We start from the raw sequence: 19,053 nt of genomic DNA on the forward strand, positions 1-19,053 counted from the left end.
TGATAGCTGGCATGGCAATCAATTTTTGTGGCCAACACTGGCTTCAAAAATTGAGTTACCCTGCTCAATAACAATTAAATCTCAACATTAAAGCTTAAAACCCTGCTGAGCAAACAGGTGTTAAAGCCGTCAATTTTTGCGATTTAATGTGTGTTATTACGCTTGTTTCCTTCGCAGGTTTTAACCTGATCAGGTTCAACGGATCCCGAATAAACGGTCTCAGCCAAGAGGCACTCCGACAAGATGAGTGCGCAGTATAGACAGAAGCGGCAGCAACAAACAAGGAAAAAAGTAATTAAAAACCTTAACTACCAATCCAAAATAAAGATTCATAATTCATTGTTTTTAATTGATTAAATAAAATTAAACTAAAAAAGCTATAATTAGCATGAAAATAAATCATAAAATAAAGTCACTATTTATGGGGTTTGAGCATCATTTTGTTTAATCGAGATTGAATGGCATCATCAATAGCTTGATTGATTTTTTTGCCACTGCAGTTAATGGGAAAACCTAAATTTTCGGCGTAAGGATTAACTTGAGTGCCGACTTGTACCACGCGATAACAAGTATCCCCTTTACGCACAATACGATTTGGGTCTAAGGGTAAATCTAGACTCGTTGTGCCACCGAAATCATCGGCGTTAGGGACAAATAGCACTTCCGTCTCAGGGCTCATTTCACTCATATTCGATTTCCGGGTGAATTTATCGGCCTGTTCAATGACGAGATCATCGAGCGCTTGCTCGCGCTGACGTTCAAAATATTGCTGGGTGAATAAACTCATGCTTGAGCTTGTCGCTATTGTGCTCTCACCTTCTGCTGCGGGTGAACTCTTAGCGCCAAGCTGCGGCTTTAATTCTGAGGTATCCAACGTATTCGTTGGTTTTGTTGCCATCGTTTCAGTGGGTTGTTCATCACTTGGGGCAATTGATTGAGTTTTCTTTGATTGAGATTGGCTCGATTGAGTGATGTTCGGTTTAACCGTATCTGGGGTCACTTTTTCCGACTCTACTTTTTCAGAGACGGCCTTTTCGGGTGCTATTGTTTCAGGCATGACCTTTTCAAGTATTGGCAGAGGCTTCACTTGAGTTTGAGGTGTGGGAACAATTGTAGGCGTAACAGAACTTGTCGCTTCAGTCTTATCCTCGGCCTTGATCTCAGTTTTGGACTCCGAGGTTTCGGCTTTCTCTACCGCGGGAGCATAAATAAAGTAAGCCTTGATCGCTGTCACTTTAGGGCCACGGCTTTCTATTTCCTTCAATCCAAAGGGATTTAACTGCGGGCGCCACAAAATGCAGATAAGTAAAAATAAACACGCATGCACTAAGAGCACAAAAAATAACAAACTGAATCCTTTGAAATACGGCTGACGAGCACGCAAAACGGATCCCGTCCCCAATCCCTGAGCACGGGTTTGTATTGTCCTAGACAGTTCAGGTTTGGATTCAGATTCAGATTCAGAAACCAATTTATCTTGATCTTGATGTTCAGCACGGATTTCTTGCAGTACCAAATCTTGGGCTTGCTCTTGGTCTATAGCTTGGGTGTCATGCTCAGTGACTAAAAAGCCTGCACCGCTATTGAACGCTAATGGCTCCGCATTAGTAGTAAAAACAGGCGTTTGAGCAGCATCCAGTTCACCGAGGTGATGATCAAAGGCGATAAAAGTCTCACCTTCTGGCGATGTGACCGAAATCAGCAAAGCACTATTGGCATCATCTCCAATCGCTATCGCTGTAGGAGATGCTGTCAATAAAGGCGCGGCCTTGGGTTGATGTTGAAAAGGCAAAATCCATCCTTAGGTTTTGTATAGTATCCATTGATTTCAATGATGCTTAACGTGGAACGATTACACTCTAATTCAATATCAATCCAATATCGGGTTGGTGAATATTGAAAGCGAATTATCTATTGATTGCATTTACTTACGAGTGCTCAACGCAGATTAGAGGAGGCAAACAGAGCAAAGTTCAATGCGAATGCAACCTGCTACAAGCACAGTACTTTACGCCAGTGCTTGATAAGCCACTTGCCAGTTAAGACAAATAAGGCTGGGAATTGGGATCATAATCGCGCTAAATTGAATGTTAAATCTCACGTCTTGAAGCGAGTAGCATCATCAATGCGATGCACTGATGGGAGTGCAAGACGGCGTTAAAAATCTAAAAGATGAAAAATAGAAGCCAACTATAAACTTAAGCTTACAATTGTACGCTTAAATATGGTGATTTATTTTTCTAACTGATAGACTCAGTCATTATCGTTTACGAGTGTGTATCTACCATGTCGAGTCAAAGTGTTACCGAACAGCCAAACACAGTTAAAAACCCGGTAAAATATGGACCATATAGTATCAAAGAAGAGATCGCTAACAGTGTATCCCATGGCCTAGGTGTCATTGCGGGGATTGTGGCATTGGTGCTCATGCTGCTTAAAGGTCAAGATCACCTAACGCCAATTCAACTTACGGGCGTAACCATTTATGGTGCGAGCATCATAGTGCTTTTCCTATGCTCGACGTTATATCACAGTGTTAGCCATTCAGGCTGGAAACATAAACTGAAGATCGCCGATCACTGCGCTATTTACTGTTTAATTGCAGGGACTTACACACCTTTGATGCTGATAAGCTTACAAGGCACGCAGTCGGTAGTGATTTTAACGGCCATTTGGTCGCTTGCAATTGGTGGGATCCTATTTAAGACACTGTTTATTCACAAATTCAAAAAGTTAAGTTTAGTCTTGTATCTCGCTATGGGCTGGCTATGTGTCACTGTGATGGGTGATTTAACGGCGGCGATGTCAGAGGTAGGCTTTAATCTATTAATCTTAGGCGGGTTATTTTACACCTTAGGAGTTGTGTTCTACGTCGGTAAACGCATTCCATTCAACCATGCCATTTGGCATTTGTTTGTGCTCGGCGGTGCCATGAGTCACTTTCTGTGTATTTATCTGACTGTTATTTAAATGACTATGATTTAACTGATAGTGATTTAACTGGCTCTGATTTAAATGACTGTGATTCAGCTGACGGTGATTTATCTATGGGTCAAAGCTAACAGTCGTTAATTATCTATTCATGCACTTCCTCGAACACTCTCTCAAACACTGCAATCAAGTACGGTTATTCAATTCAGTAAACAGCGACGCTAATAGCGTCGCTTGTTCTGCTCTGCCACACTGGCGCCAAAGCGCAATAATACATTCTGCGGTACACAAGCCCCCTTCTTGCTGATTACGCCGCAATATAAAGGCGGATTCAGGCATAAGTGGCGGCAAACTGACTCGTGCGGCTGTTTTGAGATAGGGACTCTGGCGCAGCATCTTACGCGCCTCCTGCCAGGTCGCATCTAAAATCACCACTTGGCTAGGCATTCGTTGTGTTGCTATGAGTGTGGATTGCGCTGGTGCTAATAACGTTTGTGCGTTCGAGAGCGCTGGCTCAGTATCACTTGCAGGAAACAACAGCTTGGCTTGCTGGGATGCTAGCATTGCCACTAAATTTTTATCAGGTGCCGTTCTCGACCAGACGATGCTTTTCACCTCTTCAGGGAATGCGGCTAACGCAAGTTGGCCAGTATTCGTTTTGCGAGTTAACTCGCGTTCGTGGGTCAATAAAATAATCTGCATTGTCTTCCCTGCTGCGGCAAAAGAGTGAGAAATTGTCTTAAACATCCACTGAGTCAGGCACAGACTCGAAGCACATCCACTTAAAAAATCAGGTTAAAATAACGGCGTTCAATCGCCAATAAACCAAGAAAACTAAGTTTGACATGAAATAAAATCATAGTTTAAAGTTATGATTTAAAAATGATAAAACTTAAAAAAATTCCAACACTATCTTTTTTAGCAGAAAAGTTTCACGCTCTATTGATTGGCCTTTATGGGGATGATTACGCTGAATATCTTCATTATGGGCGATTGCTTGATGAATATTGAGCCATTCAGGCCGCATGCCATTTTTAATCTCGTGGGCTTCTAATCGAGTCTCACCTAAACCACGCTCGCCCAAGGTGGTGTCGATACGGCACACATAACAGAATGACTCCATGTGCACCACGTTCGCCCCCTCACGGTACCAAGGTCGAAACTCTTCGTAACGACCAAAGGGGGCTAACACTTGAATATCTAAGGCGCCGGTTTCTTCCTGAAGCTCGCGGATCAGTCCATCTTCGAGACTCTCGCCATCGTCAATTCCACCTCCGGGTAAGCTGTAGTCGCGGTATTTTTGGGTATAAAGTAGCAAAATGTCTTCACCCGATAACACTATCGCGCGGGCAGCTCTGCGATAAAAAACGCGTGCCGTCTGTAGGTTAACCGCTGGATCTTGGGTGGTTCTCAATAAACGCATAGTCGTAGCCATTTGCCGAAAAGGAGTCGCAGCATAAACGAAAATGCGCCAAATGCAGATCAAAAACTGCCACAGAGGCAATAATCACACTCAGTCCAGTCCGAGTGATTAATAGGTTTTAACGATTACAAGATTGATTGTTAACGGTTTATGCTAAAATCGTTTTACCCATAATATTAACAACGAGATCGCGATGCATCAGCTCTTTCGCCTGATCCTCATCTTAGCTGCTCATCTTTGGTTCTCATCTTAGTTCTCAGCGTAATACCCAAGCGAAAAAATGCTCAAGCGCATTCAAGCTCACTCATACTCACTCAAGAGCTGGGCCAATTGCTGCTGATAGGCGTGAATAATTTCAGGAGTTTGCTTGTGCGCCGGCATGCGTTGGTAATGGCCAATCAGCTGCGACAGGTAGTGGTGTGCTCGCGGCAGGTTTGCTTCATCTAACGTCTGCCATATTAACGACCCCGTAGCCGTGATAGGCAGACCATTTGGATCTATGATTGTGCTGACGTGGAGGATTTCGTAGAAACGTTGATTCTCTTCCAATAAGTGTTCCGACTTAAGCCCTAGCCCTAAGGCTGAGAGTGATTGCCTAACGTGATAATTATGATGCACGGGACACAAAATAAACTCGAGGTGCCGCTGTGGGTGTTGAACTAAGATTGCCCGCACTAAGTCCACCAGCAGTTCACCGCCCACGCCAGCGATGATAATCAACTGTTTATCTTTGTCACTGGTTTGCTCGAGCGGTAAAGCCGCGACATCGAGGCAATGCACTTGCCACTGAGTATGACGATATAAGTTTGAGTTTGGTTCTTGGTTTGACTGTGAGTCTATGTCTGGGTTTAAGTCTGGATCTGAGTGTGGCGCTAAATTGGGATTAAGGCCTGATATCTCTGCGGGAAAGAAACGCTGTAAACGCAGCTCAAGCGCCTGCATTAGCGAAGGCACACAATCGACAAAATGCACTTGGCGAGCAGCATTCCTTTTTAACAACAGCATACCGAGCAAACCATGATCGCAGCAGCAATCCCAAATATGATCGTAATGACCAGTGATCATGCTGTTTATCTGTTGTAAACGTTGGCTAATTTTCACGGTTTGACCTTACTACTGCGGCTCAAAATACTGTAAATCCCACGCTAAATTGCATTTTTAAGCAAAAAGAAAGCGCGCAGTTTACCCGAGTCAAAAGCAAACCACATCTTTTGTTCGTGCCCTCGCAGTGCTTCACGTCACACCTGTCACGCCACGCCTTAATATGGTGAATACGTATGCAGGCCGTTGCGGTTAAAAAGCCATCGCCACTAGTATGCTGTGAGTCACATTCATTATAAAAACAAGGATCAAGGAATGTTCATCAAGACCAACCCTATTCAGTTCACTCGCAGCGACTTAACTGCCTGTCACGTAACAGACTGCCACTTAACAAACAGCCACACTCGCCAGAGCTCATCGTGCCAAAAGCTATCGCAAGCGCTATTAAGCCCTACAGCCATCGCCCTTGCAGTTACGAGTCTTTTTAGTGCCAACGTATTTGCTAAAACCGTTACCGTCAGCTCACCCAACCAACAAATTCAAATCAGCTTGAGTGACGATACAGGCCGCCCCGAATATAAAATCGATTTTCACGGCAAGAGAGTCATAGAACCGAGTCGCTTAGGCTTAGTTTTTCAATCCATTGGCGAACTCGGTCAAGGATTGCAGATTAATAGCAGCGAGAAAAAAAGTGCCGATGAAAAGTGGCAACAACCTTGGGGCGAACAGGAATGGATCCGCGATCAGCACAATCAACTGACTGCAGTATTAAGTAATGGCAAGGTGCAACTCGAAATCGAATTTAAAGCCTTTGACGATGGGATTGGCTTTCGCTATCACTTAGCCCCACAAGCTGCCCTGCCCGCCAATTCGCCGCTATTAATCACTGACGAGTTAACCGAGTTCAATGTCGGCAAAAGCGATAAAGCTACAGCATGGTGGATCCCTGCCCGCGGCTGGAATCGCTACGAATATTTATATCGCACCACAGCGCTTAAAGACGTCGATAGAGCCCATACCCCCTTCACCTTTAAACTCGCAGACGGTACGCACTTAAGTATCCACGAAGCCGCCTTGGTGGACTTTGCCGCCATGACCTTAGATCAACAGCGCGATGGCAAACTTAAGGCGGATCTCACGCCTTGGTCAGACGGTATTCGCGTCAAAACCCAAGTGGGTTTTTATACGCCGTGGCGCACTATTCAAATTGCCGACAAAGCAACTGGGCTGCTCAATTCGCACCTCATCCTAAACCTCAATGAACCCAATAAACTCGGCGATGTTACTTGGGTAAAACCAGGGAAATACGTCGGTATTTGGTGGGGAATGCACTTAAACGAAAATACTTGGGGCTCGGGCCCAACCCATGGAGCAACCACCAGTGAAACAAAGCGTTATATGGATTTTGCCGCTCAATATCAGTTTGATGGTGTATTGGTAGAAGGTTGGAATGAAGGTTGGGACGGCGACTGGTTCCACAATGGCGATCAATTTAGCTTTACCAAGGCCTATGCTGATTTCGATCTGCCCGCCATCGCAGCCTACGGGGCAAAACAAAATGTACGCTTAATCGGCCACCATGAAACCGCAGGTTCAGTCACGCATTATCGCGAGCAAATGGCAGATGCCTTCGCCCTGTATGAGCAGCTTGGTGTTACTCAAGTCAAAACGGGCTATGTCGCCGATGGTGGCCAAATCAAGCGCATAGATGACAAAGGCATTACCCGTCACGAGTGGCACGACGGCCAGTTTATGGTCGGTGAGTATTTGCACAATGTCACTGAAGCAGCGAAACACCATATCAGTATCAATACCCACGAGCCGATTAAAGACACAGGCCTGCGCCGAACCTATCCGAACTGGATCTCCCGCGAAGGTGCCCGCGGCCAAGAGTATAATGCTTGGGGTAGCCCACCAAACAGCCCTGAACACACGGCCATGTTACCCTTTACCCGCATGCTTGCGGGTCCAATGGACTTTACCCCGGGAATTTTTGACTTAGCGCCCAAGGGGTTGGATGCTGAAAATCGTGTGCAAACCACATTGACCAAACAGCTCGCCTTGTACGTTGTGCTCTATAGCCCAATCCAAATGGCAGCGGATCTGCCGCGCAATTATGAAAAGCACTTAGATGCCTTCCAATTTATCCGCGATGTGCCCACAGATTGGTATCAAAGTGTCGCGCTGGCCGGTGAAGTCGGTGACTATGTGGTCTTTGCTCGCCAAGCGAAGGATCAAGGTGATTGGTACTTAGGCGCACTCACGGATGAAACCGCACGCACGGTCACGGTCAAACTGGATTTCCTCTCCCCGAATAAACGTTATCAAGCACAAATTTACCGCGATGGCGCAAAAGCCGATTGGAAAACCAATCCCTATGATTATGTGATTGAAACCAAAGAGGTGAGTGCTAAAGATAGCCTAAACCTCACACTCGCCAGCAGTGGCGGCACGGCAATAAGGTTCAAAGTGCTTTAGGTTTGGCTTTAAAATCAGTGCGTTAACAACGTGTTTGAACGAATGTGAAAATACAGAGTAAAAAAACAGAAAGTCACCAAGGATATACCTTGTCCTTGGTGACTTTTTATTGCCAGATAGGACCTATTTATCCCAATACAAAACGTAAAAGTTAATCCTCCTCGAAGCATCTTAGCTGATGTTGGCGTAAATTCAGTTCGTGCCTAGGCCGACAAATCAGCATGAACCGAATACACAGGCTTTAAATACCCTCGCAAACTAGCCAACACCACAGACTGTTCAATCCAGCCCAAGGCAAATGCGTACAACCAACACAGGTGCAAAAATGCCTCAGTTAGATTAATCTGACCTTCCTTTCTTCCTTATGGTGCTCAGCTTGCGATATCGGGCAAATTTATTAGAAATGCGCAGCTTTAAACGTTTCGAAACTGAACTCGCGCACTTAGGCTTTAGCCATTTTAAACCCTTAGCGCCACTTCGCCCTTGGGTGCAGCGCTACTTTCATTTGCGCGTTGCGACTGATTTACCGCAGAACATTGAACAGACATTTTATCCAGACGGCGGCACTAGCCTGCATTTCTATTTCCCAACTCAAACACTCAGTGGCGATGAACCTCAAGTGTTGTTTCATTGTGGTCAGAGCCGACATTCCCACGCCTTTTTACCAGGAATCGAGCTGATGACAGTTCGTTTTCATCCCGGCAGCGCGTTTCATTTACTCGGCATTGAACTGCAAGATATTCTGTCTGCCGCATCAATGAAGGCTATTGATGCGACGCAATTGCAGCTAACAGGATTGGATCAACTGCTATCGCAACTGGCGGAAACCAATCAGCCAGCCCAACGCGTCGCCCTACTTGAGCACTGGTTATTGCAGCTCACCCAGCAGCAATGTGATGCGGCCTTATCTCGACATAAAAGCGCTATGATTGGCTTAGTGCAGGCGAGTTTACCAAAGCTTACTCAAACCCAAGCCAGTTTAGAGGATTTCTATAGGCAACTGCCCCTAAGTCGCCGCCAGTTTGAACGAAGATTTAAACAAGAAACCGGATTGTCACCCGCGCAGTTACTGCAATTAAACAGAGTCAAAATAGCCCGAAACTTACTCAGCCAATCACCTAACCTCAGCCTAGTGCAAGTCGCATTCGATTGCGGATTTTACGATCAAGCCCATCTACATCAACACTTTGTTCGGGTGACACAGCAAACTCCAGGACAATACAAAAAGCGTAAAATGTCGCAAATCTCCAATCCTACATAGCGCTAACAGCTTAGATTGAAGCCTCAGCTTATAGGAGGCTTTTATGTCAGAACGTATACCACGCCAGCAAATTTACCAGCTACAACCCACACTCGCTAACGCACTGCTCAGCTTAGACAAAGCGGCCGGTGATTCCCACTTTGCACCATTACTGGTGCATTTAGTCAAGCTCAGAGCATCGCAACTCAATGGCTGCGCGTTTTGTCAGCGAATGCACGCCGAGGAAGCCAGAAGCGACGGTGAAGAACAGCTGCGTTTAGATTTACTTGCCGCTTGGCAGGAGGTCGATGGAATCTTTAATGAACGGGAACGTGCAGCGCTACTCTGGACAGAAATCTTAACCCAAGTTGCTACTGCCCCCGTGCATGACAGTCAATATGCGGCGCTTGCAGAGCATTATTCCGAGAAAGAAATTGTCGACCTCACCAGCTTAATCATTGCCATTAATGGCTGGAACCGCGTCGCGATTGCCTTCCATTTACAGCCCATCTAGCGGCAAATAAAAAGGGCACCGAATCGGGTGCCCTGCTTGTTAATATCACTATGTAGTTCTTATCACTATGCCGTTTATATAGTTAACTTAATGTCAGTGCCACTATTTTAAGTGGATGATTGTCATCGAACGAAGGGAAATCCTCATGGGGATAGAGCCAAGTGTACGTAGTGACTGTACGGCCTTGTTTTTCAACGCAGCGCACTAAACTGTCGAACCATGCTTGGCGCTCGACTTTCGCCACATTGTTACAGCAAACGATAGTGCCACCGACTTTCGTCGCCATTAATGCGGGCTTAAACAAACCTTGATAATCATTGACCAAATCGACAATACCAAAAGCACTCTTGGCATAACGCGGCGGATCGAGGAACACCAGATCAAACTGGGTTTGCGCCAATTTGGGATAACTCGGTAATTTTTGATTGCGGCGCCCTCCCACACTCAAGCCTGCCAATTGGCGCAATGCCGGAAACGCATCACTCTGCACAAACTCACATACATTCGACACCTGATTTAATGCCGCATTCGCTTTGCCCGTCGCTAAAGCAAAGGAAGAAAAATCAACATTCATCACCTGAGTCGCGCCGCCGATGGCTGCCGCAGTACCAATGCCGCAGGTGTAGGAAAACAAATTCAGCACAGTTTTATCTTGGCTGTGTGCCCGCACATATTCGCGGCCAATACGCATATCGAGGAATAACAGCGGATCTTGTCCTTCGTGGCGCAGTTTAGTGCTGAACTTGATGCCATTTTCCTGCATTACTCGCTCAGAACTCGCAATCTCTGTCAGTGCGGGTGATAACGCGTTCAATACGCGGGAATGGCCTAATGAGCGGTCGTTATACACAATCGGTAAATCGGCCTGTTGCAGCAAAACAGCGCTCACATCGGCTAACTCTTCGTCGGTTAAGGTCTGATGAAAACTCTGCACTAGCCAAGCATCGCCGTAGCGATCGACATTCAAGCCACTCACGCCTTCAACTGTGCCATGGAACACCCGAAAACAATCGGTTTGATCCTGTTCTGCTTGTTGTAAAAAATCATGGCGTTTCGCCAGAGCCGTCGATAACAGCGTTTGAATAGACATAAAAAGCGGGACTCGCGCAGCGGAAACCTGCGTAAGGTTTCAAGAGGGAAAACGGCATAATACCAAACTAGGTCGCAGAATATCGGAAAAGTTCGCCCCGAAAACAGCATAAACACCGACTAACATCCAAATGGGGGGGAACTCTATGTCCCCCCAACCCGCCAAGCCTGTTATAACCAAGTGCACGGAATAATTTTCAAACAAAGATGTAGGTTAAATCACTTCAAGCAACGGCTCTAACCCTTGCGCCGTTTTAGTCGGTACAAACTCTATCACCTCAAACTCAGCAACATCGGCAATGCAGAAAGGATCTTGCTGCAAAATAGCCTCTAGCGCCGCGCGACTTTCAGCCTTGGCGAGGATGACGCCACCGGTACGTGGCACCTTACGACCCGAGGCGACAAAAGTCCCTGCGGCATAATACTCATCAAGATAAGCAATATGGGCGGCTAAATGTAACTCTACTTCTGCAATTGGCTTTTTATAGGTAAGCGAGACAACAAACATAAGGATCCTTTAATCAACTGAAAAAAATTAAAATAATCGAACGAAAAATGCTTAATCTGGTGATCATCATAAGCTAAGTACCTATCTGATCCCACCATATCTAGGCTGGCTATTATCATAGTGCAGAGTGCGCGACTTTCGAGTCAAGCTATCGGCATCCGTACTGGATATTGATTGCATGCTGACTCTGATTAAGTGCATTGAACTCGCCGTCAGTTATGCTGCGGTTGATTTTATCACTCAGTTAACATCCGCAATAACAATACCCTTTTTTCTAAAAAATAATGCAATGACTGATCATCAAGTATTCTAACAAGATTAGAGAGTTATTTGAGCATTCCAGCAAGCCTATGACTATTGATAAACCGTCTAAATGCGTTACACCTATGTTTCCATCCAGTTACTAAGCCATGATGAATACGTATGTAAGCAGTTGTGCAAAAATCTACGCCGAGGCTACTATAAATCCGCTCGTTTCACCCTCTGCTTGTGGGGTTTGAAATCTGTGAGGTCGTTTCTGATAGGGTTACATACAAGGATTGCTATCAGACTTAAGTTCTTTCTGCTGACTGGCTTTAGGCCACTCACTTGGGCTAACCCCTTTGAATTAAGGTGTTAGGTCCAAATTTGAAATGAATTTATCGGCGAATATGCTTCTGAGGGAGGAGTATATTCGCCATTTTTTCACAGAGTACACTCATTCATGGCATGCGCGAAACTACCATGAATAAGCCATGAATCTGACTCTTAGCTTTTATTGTATGCTCTTGGCTGTGATGAAATAGCTCACCACATAAAAGCAAAGTACAGTGCCAATCCATTGCTAGGCAAAACAATTAAAACAATAAGCACTCAAGGCAGAACGACTGCCGGCAACAGAAAGGAAGTTCAATGTCTTCGAATTACCAGCAAGATCCTCATCAAGCCGCAGCGCCTCAGTTGCCGCATGCCTTCAAGCAACAACCTGAGCTGAGTTTCTGGCAAATTTTTAATATGTGTTTCGGTTTTTTAGGCATTCAATTTGGGTTTGCCCTGCAAAATGCCAACGTCAGCCGCATTTTTCAAACCTTAGGGGCTTCTATCGATGAAATTCCCATACTGTGGATTGCCGCACCACTGACGGGTTTATTGGTTCAACCTATTATTGGTTATTTGAGTGATAACACCTGGGGACGCCTTGGCCGTCGCCGCCCCTATTTTTTGATTGGCGCGATTTTTACTACCCTTGCCATTTTTATCATGCCGCACTCGCCTACTCTGTGGATTGCCGCAGGCATGTTATGGATTATGGATGCCTCGATCAACATCGCCATGGAGCCGTTTCGCGCCTTCGTCGGTGACAATTTACCGAAAAGCCAACGTACCCAAGGCTATGCCATGCAAAGCTTTTTCATCGGCATTGGCGCTGTGGTCGCTTCGGCCTTACCCTATATTTTGACTCACTTTTTTGATGTTGCGAATACTGCACCAGCGGGTGAAATTGCCGATTCAGTGCGTTATGCCTTCTATTTCGGTGGCACAGTATTATTGCTCGCCGTCAGTTGGACTGTCGTATCCTCAAGAGAATATTCCCCTGAAGAATTAGCCGCCTTTAACGCAAAACAAGTCGATGCTGAAGATGAAACCTTAGCCCGCACTCGTACCCGCAAGGACTATCAATTTGCCTCCTTCGTGTGGATGGGTCTCGGCGCCCTGCTCACCTTAGCTATTTGGGCGCAGCATTTAGACAAGCAGCTGTATATTTTGAGCTTAGGGATTTTCGCCTTTGGCCCATTACAACTGTATTGCGCGCTGCGTTTGGGCAATTCACAACCCGCTGAACGCAATAAGCTCGGCATGGTATTTAGCGTGGTCGATGACTTGTTCCATATGCCCAAAGCCATGCATCAACTGGCGATCGTGCAGTTTTTCTCTTGGTTCGCACTGTTTGCCATGTGGATTTACACCACTGCCGCCGTGACGTCTTACCATTTTGGCAGCAGCGATGTGTTGTCACAGGCTTATAACGACGGCGCAGATTGGGTTGGCGTACTGTTCGCCTCCTACAATGGTTTTGCCGCCATTGCCGCGATTTTTATTCCTATGCTGGCTAAGCGTATTGGCATCAAGCTGACCCATACAGTCAATATGTTCTGTGGTGGTATAGGTTTGATTAGTTTCTTTTTTATTGCAGACCCAAGCCTGTTATGGCTGCCTATGATAGGTGTCGGTATCGCGTGGGCGTCAATTTTATCTGTGCCCTACGCCATGTTGTCGGGCATGTTACCCCCGCAAAAAATGGGCGTTTACATGGGGATTTTTAACTTCTTCATCGTGATCCCGCAGCTTCTTGCCGCCAGTGTGCTGGGTTTAGTGCTCAATGGTCTGTTCGATGGTCAACCTATTTATGCACTGATCACAGGTGGCGTCTTGATGATGTGTGCAGGCATTGCCGTATTATTTGTCGACCAAGACATTGTCGAACAAAATAACTCAAATAATCAAAGTGCAGCGATGAACCGCAAGACCCACTCAATCACGAAAGCCACAAGCAAATTAACGAATAAAAGTTAGCTCTTTATAACAGCGATACACAATAGCCGACATGCAGCAATGCATGTTAAGCGCGGTGAATTCGGTCATTTGGCTAATCACAGCAGCATAAAATATCTTTATCAATTCAATCACTATAAAAGTAAAACCATTATTTGGGGAGAACGAGATGGAATCGAGTCCTACGCCGCAGCAGGATCTGCATACCAGCCAAAACCGTCACACACAAGCGTTAACAAGACGCAGCCGCCTAGCGCTTGCCGTCGCCGCAAGCCTATTAGGGATAATAGGGTTAGCGGCCTGTTCACCCACATCGAATTCAGCAACAACTGCCACAAGTGTGAATGCCGCGCCAAGTGTGCAGCAGGTTGCGCCCGGCGCACCAGGTAAAGCGCCGACTTGGGCATTTTCGGGTAAAACTGGTATTGGGACGTCTTACGAGCCTTATACCCAAGGTCAATACCAAGATGCTAAGCAAAATCCCATTAGCCGTGTTTGGTTCTCCCTCGCCCAAGGTATTTTAACCGAAACCATGTATGGTCTTATCCATAATGCGCAGCTCAAAGAACTGCAATTTGTGGTCACAGGTAATGGCTTTGTCGATACCGAAAAAGAGAACACCATCAGCAGCATAGAATATTTAGATACAGATGCTAATGGTCGCCCGCAATCCCTTGCCTATAAAATTATCAATAAAGATGTTGAAGGTAAGTATCAGATTGAAAAGCATATCTTTACCGATCCCGACCGCGACACTTTGATGATGCGCGTCACCTTTACCGCCTTTGAAGACGGCATTACACCACATTTGTATGTCAATCCGCATATCGATAACGCAGGCGCCAATGATATCGGCCGCATCGACACTCATACAAAGAATCAGGCGCTGGTGGCCTATACCGCCGCCAAAGACAGTAGCGTAATGACGGTAAAATCCGATCTGAATTTTGTGCAGGCAACCACTGGCTTTGTCGGCGTCTCCGATGGCCTAGCCGATTTGGCCGATAACGGCAAACTCGATACGCCCTATCAAACGACCAGTGCGCAAGATAAATCGACCGTCGGCAATATCGCCTTTACCGCAAGCTACCCAACGCTCATCAAAGCCAAACCCGTCACCTTTAATCTCGCCATCGGTTTTGGTAAAGACGAAATCCAGAGTTTAGCCAATGCCGATGCCAGCTTAGCCGCAGGTTATGATGCTGTGCTCAGCCATTACAATGCAGGCTGGCAGGGTTACCTAAGCTCACTGCCCGCCATCGCTAACATGGCCAACAACACCACAGATAACGGCAAGCTGCTGTATACCAGCGCTATGGTCTTGAAAGCGCAGGAAGATAAAACCTATGCCGGCGCACTGATCGCTTCACTTTCTAACCCTTGGGGCGATACGGTTTCGGCAGCCGTGCCGAGCACTGGCTATAAAGCAGTATGGCCGCGTGACTTTTACCAATGCGCCATGGCATTCCTCGCCATGGGTGACACGCAAACGCCTAAAGTGGCCTTCGAATACCTGAAAAAAGTGCAAGTGACCGAAAAGACGCCCGGCTTTACGGGTACGCACGGTTGGTTCCTGCAAAAGACCCATGTGGATGGCCAAATTGAGTGGGTTGGCGTACAGCTCGATCAAACCGCCATGCCTATCATGCTCGGCTGGAAACTCTGGCAAGCGGGCGTACTCACCCCTGATGAGATCAGTCACTGGTATCAAGAGATGCTCAAAGGTGCAGCGGACTTTTTGATCAGCGGCGGTGAGGTCAATCTGGATTGGAATCACACCCAAATCACCCCGCCTAAAACTCAGCAAGAACGTTGGGAAGAACAAGCGGGTTACTCCCCCTCGACAACGGCCGCAGTGATCGCAGGTCTTGTTGCCGCGAGTGACATCGCCAAAGAAGCCAAAGATCCCGACTCCAGCAGCCGTTATCTTGCCGCCGCAAAAGGTTTAAGTGATAGCTTAGAAAAGCACTTAGTCACCACTCAAGGACTATTGAAGAACAGCGCAGGCGTCAGCGCGCCCTACTATTTACGTTTAAGCCCGAATGGCAAGCCAAACACCAGCGATAAACTGGCGGCAAATAACGGTAAGCAAGGTTTAGATCAGCGTCAGATCCTCGATGGCGGATTTTTAGAACTAGTACGTTATGGCGTGCGCGGTGCAACCGACAAGCTGATCAATCAAAGCCTTCAATTGATTGATAACACTGAACTTGAACCAAACCTACGCCTTAAATATGAGTTTACCGCCAAAGATGGCAGCACTATCCCAGGCTTTAGACGTTATGGCAACGACGGCTACGGTGAGGATACGGTTTCTGGCAATAACTACGCAGAATCCGGCAGCAACAGCGCCGATCAACGCGGTCGAATCTGGCCCTTCTTCACCGGCGAGCGCGGTCATTTTGAGCTAGCACTCGCCCAAGCAAAAGGTGAGCTAACTGGCAATAACGCGCAGCAAACCAAGCAGCAGTTGATCAACACCTATGTGCAAGGCATGGAAACCTTTGCGAATGCGGGCATGATGTTACCCGAGCAAGCGTGGGACGGTGTCGGCGATGCCACCCGCTATCATTACCAACTCGGACAAGGCACCAACTCTGCCACACCGCTTGCTTGGACCCATGCCGAATACATCAAACTGGTGCGCTCAATGACCGATGGCCAAGTCTGGGATTATTACCCTATCGTCCCTGCGGCATTAAAATGACAAGTTGAAATAATCAATTAAAATAGTGCATTAGCTTAAGACACTTTGATAAATTGCAGGCTAGAACAGCATCCTAGATATTGTTCTAGCTTTTTTATAGACGGTTTTATGATGCCTGATTTAGCTCCCGTTTCTCATAGGCTTATGCTGCGGGTAATCTTGCGGCGTGCAACCAAATTGCATTTTAAAGGCGGCACTGAAACTGCTGACACTCAAATAACCTAAACTATGGGCCACCATAGTTGTGCTCTCCCCTTGGCTTAAGCTCTCAAGCGAATTTAACAAACGAAACCTTTGCCGCCATTGTCGATAAGTGAGCCCAGTTTCAGCTTTGAATAGTCGCTCAATCGTTCTCACACTCGCGCCGCCCATTTCGGCTAACTCGGTCAGTGAGTAACTCACTTTTGGACGTCGGATCAGCGTTTGGATTAATCGGCTGAGTCTTGGATCTGAGCCAGCGGGTAAATGGGCATCCAGACTGTCCAGAGTTTGAAGCTCATCGATGGCAACCAAACCCAGCCGATGCAGTTGTCCACTGTCCATAAGATGTGAACTTTCACAAAGTTTAAGCACTAATTCGCGCATCAGCGCTGTCATAGTCACCATCACCACTTGCGTATCCTGTGGCCTAACGCCATAGCTAGGGTCAATATAAATATTGCGAGTATGGGCGTGGGTTTCACTGTTCACTTGATGGGGCAAATTGCAAGGGATCCAAACGGCATGGGTTGAGGGTACCACCCAGACGGCATTTTCACTGCGAACACGTAACAAACCTTTGGCGGCCCAAAGTAGCTGACCCCGCGGGTGCGAGTGAGGTTCGATGCCCGCTTCCGCCGCCATATTGCGAGTATGGGTCAGCACGGGCCGATTGGCATCTATGATAAACGCCGCATCACTGGGTGTTAACAATGTCGCCTTAGGAACATACTTTGACATATTACCTTCTTAAAACGCCAAACCAAGTCAGTTATCTTAGTAGGCATCTTTTACGTATTCAACCCAATAGGTCGGTAAACATGAAACGTTTTATTGGCGTTAAACAGCTAGCGTTTTTCAGTGCACTGTTGATCGCTACTTTACTTGCGCTTTTTCCGCTAAGTCAGCATCCCGCGGTGTTTTCCTACAGCGCAGGCGTAGTGTTAGTGACCTTGATGTTTTGGAGCACAGGTTTCTTCCCGCCCTTTATGGCGGGGTTAATCTTTTTTGCCCTTGCCACCATTTTTAAACTCATTGAGCCGAGTATACTTTTCTCCGGATTCGGCTCAACTGCGGTGTGGTTAATCATTTCGGGGTTTGTGATCGGCAGTGCAATCACTCAGTCAGGTTTAAGTCGCAGAATGGCCAGTTTGATTGCCCCCATACTGACCTCAAGTTATCCACGCTTAATTGCGGGTTTGGTCTTTAGTGCCGTGCTGCTTGGCTTTGTGATGCCCTCATCCGTTGGCCGTGCAGTGGTACTGGTGCCTATTGGTATGGCGTTAGCCGAGCAAGTCGGTTTTGCTCGTGGTAGCCATGGGCGGATAGGCATTGCGACCGCCCTGGCACTGGCGTGTAACATGCCCAGTTTTGCCGTGTTGCCCGCGAATATTCCCAACATGATATTAGCGGGTTCCAGTGAGAATCTATTCAATATCCACTTTGGTTATACTGAGTATCTCTTATTGCATTTTCCAATCCTTGGCTTACTCAAATCAATATTGATTGTGGCGCTAGTCGTTTTCCTATTTCCTGCAAAAATTGATAACAACCAGCCTGAACGCGTTATTGAAAAAGAAGCTTATAACCTTGGTATGCAAAAGAAAGTTGCACTGTTACTGGCTATTACTTTGCTCTTTTGGGTGACTGACTCGCTGCACGGCATCAATCCCGCTTGGGTAGGATTAACAACGGCTATCTTGTTATTGCTCCCAAAATGGGGAGTGCTTGAGCCTAAGAGTTTTAATAGTTCAGTGGATTTGTCGACCGTCATTTTTGTCGCGGCGGCCTTAGGTCTGGGAGCATTGGTCAATCACTCCGGGCTCGGCACTGCGCTAGGTCAACTGTTCAGTGAATGGTTACCCTTGCAGCAAGGGGCATCGTTCATGAATTTTATGTCGTTATCGTTAATCGCGACGCTAACGGGGTTAGTGGCAACGGTTCCAGGCGTGCCGACTGTGTTATCCCCCATGGCGGCAGACTTTGCCAATGCAACTGGCTTCTCCACCCCAGCGGTATTAATGACGCAGGTGATCGGTTTCTCAACCGTGATTTTTCCTTATCAGGTGGCTCCTTTGATTTTGGCGATGCAATTATCCCAAGAGCCATTAACTAAACTACTTCGCATCACCTTACCTCTAGCGGCAATAACTCTAGTTGCACTTATTCCACTGGATTATCTGTGGTGGCTATGGCTCGGTTGGATTAACTAAATTGCGTTAACTAAAGCGGGTTAACTAAAGTGCGTTAACTGAATTAAATGGACGAAACGCTCACCCTTAGCGATATTCAAGCCGTCAAGGGTGCTTTAGAACAGCCATCATCAATTGCTCAGCACTCGACAGCGCTTGGGTCGATAACATAACTCTCCCCACATAAATTCTTTCGATAA

Annotated in this window: 14 protein-coding genes, 1 pseudogene and 1 riboswitch; of the genes and pseudogenes, 8 read left to right on the forward strand and 7 right to left on the reverse strand. The window is 46.6% G+C overall.

Annotated features, from left to right (window positions below):
* Window positions 1–149 precede the first annotated feature (149 nt).
* A riboswitch (TPP riboswitch) is annotated at window positions 150–248 on the reverse strand.
* Window positions 249–415: 167 nt separating this feature from the next.
* Window positions 416–1,792, reverse strand: a complete 1,377-nt coding sequence (locus tag CKQ84_RS20555) for a hypothetical protein (protein ID WP_105252579.1) — start codon at window positions 1,790–1,792, stop codon at window positions 416–418.
* A 494-nt stretch (window positions 1,793–2,286) separates the two neighbouring features.
* On the opposite strand from CKQ84_RS20555, the gene CKQ84_RS20560 reads away from it, so the two are divergent.
* Both CKQ84_RS20560 and CKQ84_RS24215 read left to right on the forward strand, forming a co-directional pair.
* Complete coding sequence (locus CKQ84_RS20560) at window positions 2,287–2,970, forward strand: hemolysin III family protein (protein WP_105252580.1); 684 nt, start codon at window positions 2,287–2,289, stop codon at window positions 2,968–2,970.
* Window positions 2,946–3,062: a pentapeptide repeat-containing protein gene (locus tag CKQ84_RS24215; protein ID WP_158683079.1), complete on the forward strand. Its 117-nt coding sequence runs from the start codon at window positions 2,946–2,948 to the stop codon at window positions 3,060–3,062. Before CKQ84_RS20560 ends, CKQ84_RS24215 begins: the two co-directional genes overlap by 25 nt.
* Before the next feature lie 55 nt (window positions 3,063–3,117).
* Here CKQ84_RS24215 and CKQ84_RS20570 read toward each other — a convergent pair whose 3' ends face one another.
* From CKQ84_RS20570 to CKQ84_RS20580, 3 genes and pseudogenes are all read right to left on the reverse strand, one after another.
* Complete coding sequence (locus CKQ84_RS20570) at window positions 3,118–3,633, reverse strand: tRNA-uridine aminocarboxypropyltransferase (RefSeq protein ID WP_254053143.1); 516 nt, start codon at window positions 3,631–3,633, stop codon at window positions 3,118–3,120.
* 190 nt (window positions 3,634–3,823) lie between these two features.
* The gene (locus CKQ84_RS20575; RefSeq protein WP_028759835.1) at window positions 3,824–4,354 is read right to left on the reverse strand and encodes an NUDIX hydrolase; all 531 of its coding nucleotides are present in this window, start codon (window positions 4,352–4,354) and stop codon (window positions 3,824–3,826) included.
* A gap of 284 nt (window positions 4,355–4,638) precedes the next feature.
* Window positions 4,639–5,455: pseudogene (locus CKQ84_RS20580) on the reverse strand (tRNA (adenine(22)-N(1))-methyltransferase TrmK).
* A 255-nt stretch (window positions 5,456–5,710) separates the two neighbouring features.
* Here CKQ84_RS20580 and CKQ84_RS20585 point away from each other — a divergent pair.
* The 3 genes from CKQ84_RS20585 to CKQ84_RS20595 all read left to right on the forward strand — a co-directional run bounded on the left by CKQ84_RS20585 (window position 5,711) and on the right by CKQ84_RS20595 (window position 9,627).
* Window positions 5,711–7,873, forward strand: a complete 2,163-nt coding sequence (locus tag CKQ84_RS20585; RefSeq protein ID WP_105252583.1) for a glycoside hydrolase family 97 protein — start codon at window positions 5,711–5,713, stop codon at window positions 7,871–7,873.
* A gap of 364 nt (window positions 7,874–8,237) precedes the next feature.
* On the forward strand, window positions 8,238–9,134 hold the full coding sequence (locus CKQ84_RS20590; RefSeq protein ID WP_105252584.1) for a helix-turn-helix domain-containing protein: 897 nt from the start codon (window positions 8,238–8,240) through the stop codon (window positions 9,132–9,134).
* Between the two features lie 43 nt (window positions 9,135–9,177).
* Entirely contained in the window at window positions 9,178–9,627 is a 450-nt protein-coding gene (locus tag CKQ84_RS20595) for a carboxymuconolactone decarboxylase family protein (protein ID WP_105252585.1), read from the forward strand.
* Between the two features lie 82 nt (window positions 9,628–9,709).
* Here CKQ84_RS20595 and CKQ84_RS20600 read toward each other — a convergent pair whose 3' ends face one another.
* Both CKQ84_RS20600 and CKQ84_RS20605 read right to left on the reverse strand, forming a co-directional pair.
* Window positions 9,710–10,717 carry a class I SAM-dependent rRNA methyltransferase gene (locus CKQ84_RS20600; protein WP_105252586.1) on the reverse strand — a complete coding sequence of 336 codons (1,008 nt, stop codon included), beginning with the start codon at window positions 10,715–10,717 and terminating at the stop codon, window positions 9,710–9,712.
* 213 nt (window positions 10,718–10,930) lie between these two features.
* Window positions 10,931–11,224: a YciI family protein gene (locus tag CKQ84_RS20605; RefSeq protein WP_105252587.1), complete on the reverse strand. Its 294-nt coding sequence runs from the start codon at window positions 11,222–11,224 to the stop codon at window positions 10,931–10,933.
* An 891-nt stretch (window positions 11,225–12,115) separates the two neighbouring features.
* Here CKQ84_RS20605 and CKQ84_RS20610 point away from each other — a divergent pair.
* Both CKQ84_RS20610 and CKQ84_RS20615 read left to right on the forward strand, forming a co-directional pair.
* Window positions 12,116–13,777, forward strand: coding sequence for an MFS transporter (locus tag CKQ84_RS20610; RefSeq protein WP_105252588.1), 1,662 nt, complete (start codon window positions 12,116–12,118; stop codon window positions 13,775–13,777).
* Window positions 13,778–13,925: 148 nt separating this feature from the next.
* Window positions 13,926–16,463, forward strand: a complete 2,538-nt coding sequence (locus CKQ84_RS20615) for a glycoside hydrolase family 15 protein (protein ID WP_105252589.1) — start codon at window positions 13,926–13,928, stop codon at window positions 16,461–16,463.
* Between the two features lie 120 nt (window positions 16,464–16,583).
* Here CKQ84_RS20615 and CKQ84_RS20620 read toward each other — a convergent pair whose 3' ends face one another.
* Entirely contained in the window at window positions 16,584–17,402 is an 819-nt protein-coding gene (locus tag CKQ84_RS20620; RefSeq protein WP_105252590.1) for a helix-turn-helix transcriptional regulator, read from the reverse strand.
* Between the two features lie 80 nt (window positions 17,403–17,482).
* Between CKQ84_RS20620 and CKQ84_RS20625 the strand changes: the two genes are divergently transcribed.
* The gene (locus CKQ84_RS20625) at window positions 17,483–18,874 is read left to right on the forward strand and encodes an SLC13 family permease (protein WP_105252591.1); all 1,392 of its coding nucleotides are present in this window, start codon (window positions 17,483–17,485) and stop codon (window positions 18,872–18,874) included.
* Window positions 18,875–19,053: the final 179 nt, after the last annotated feature.

Origin of the sequence: Shewanella sp. WE21, from assembly GCF_002966515.1 — a bacterium.
Lineage (GTDB): Bacteria > Pseudomonadota > Gammaproteobacteria > Enterobacterales > Shewanellaceae > Shewanella > Shewanella oncorhynchi.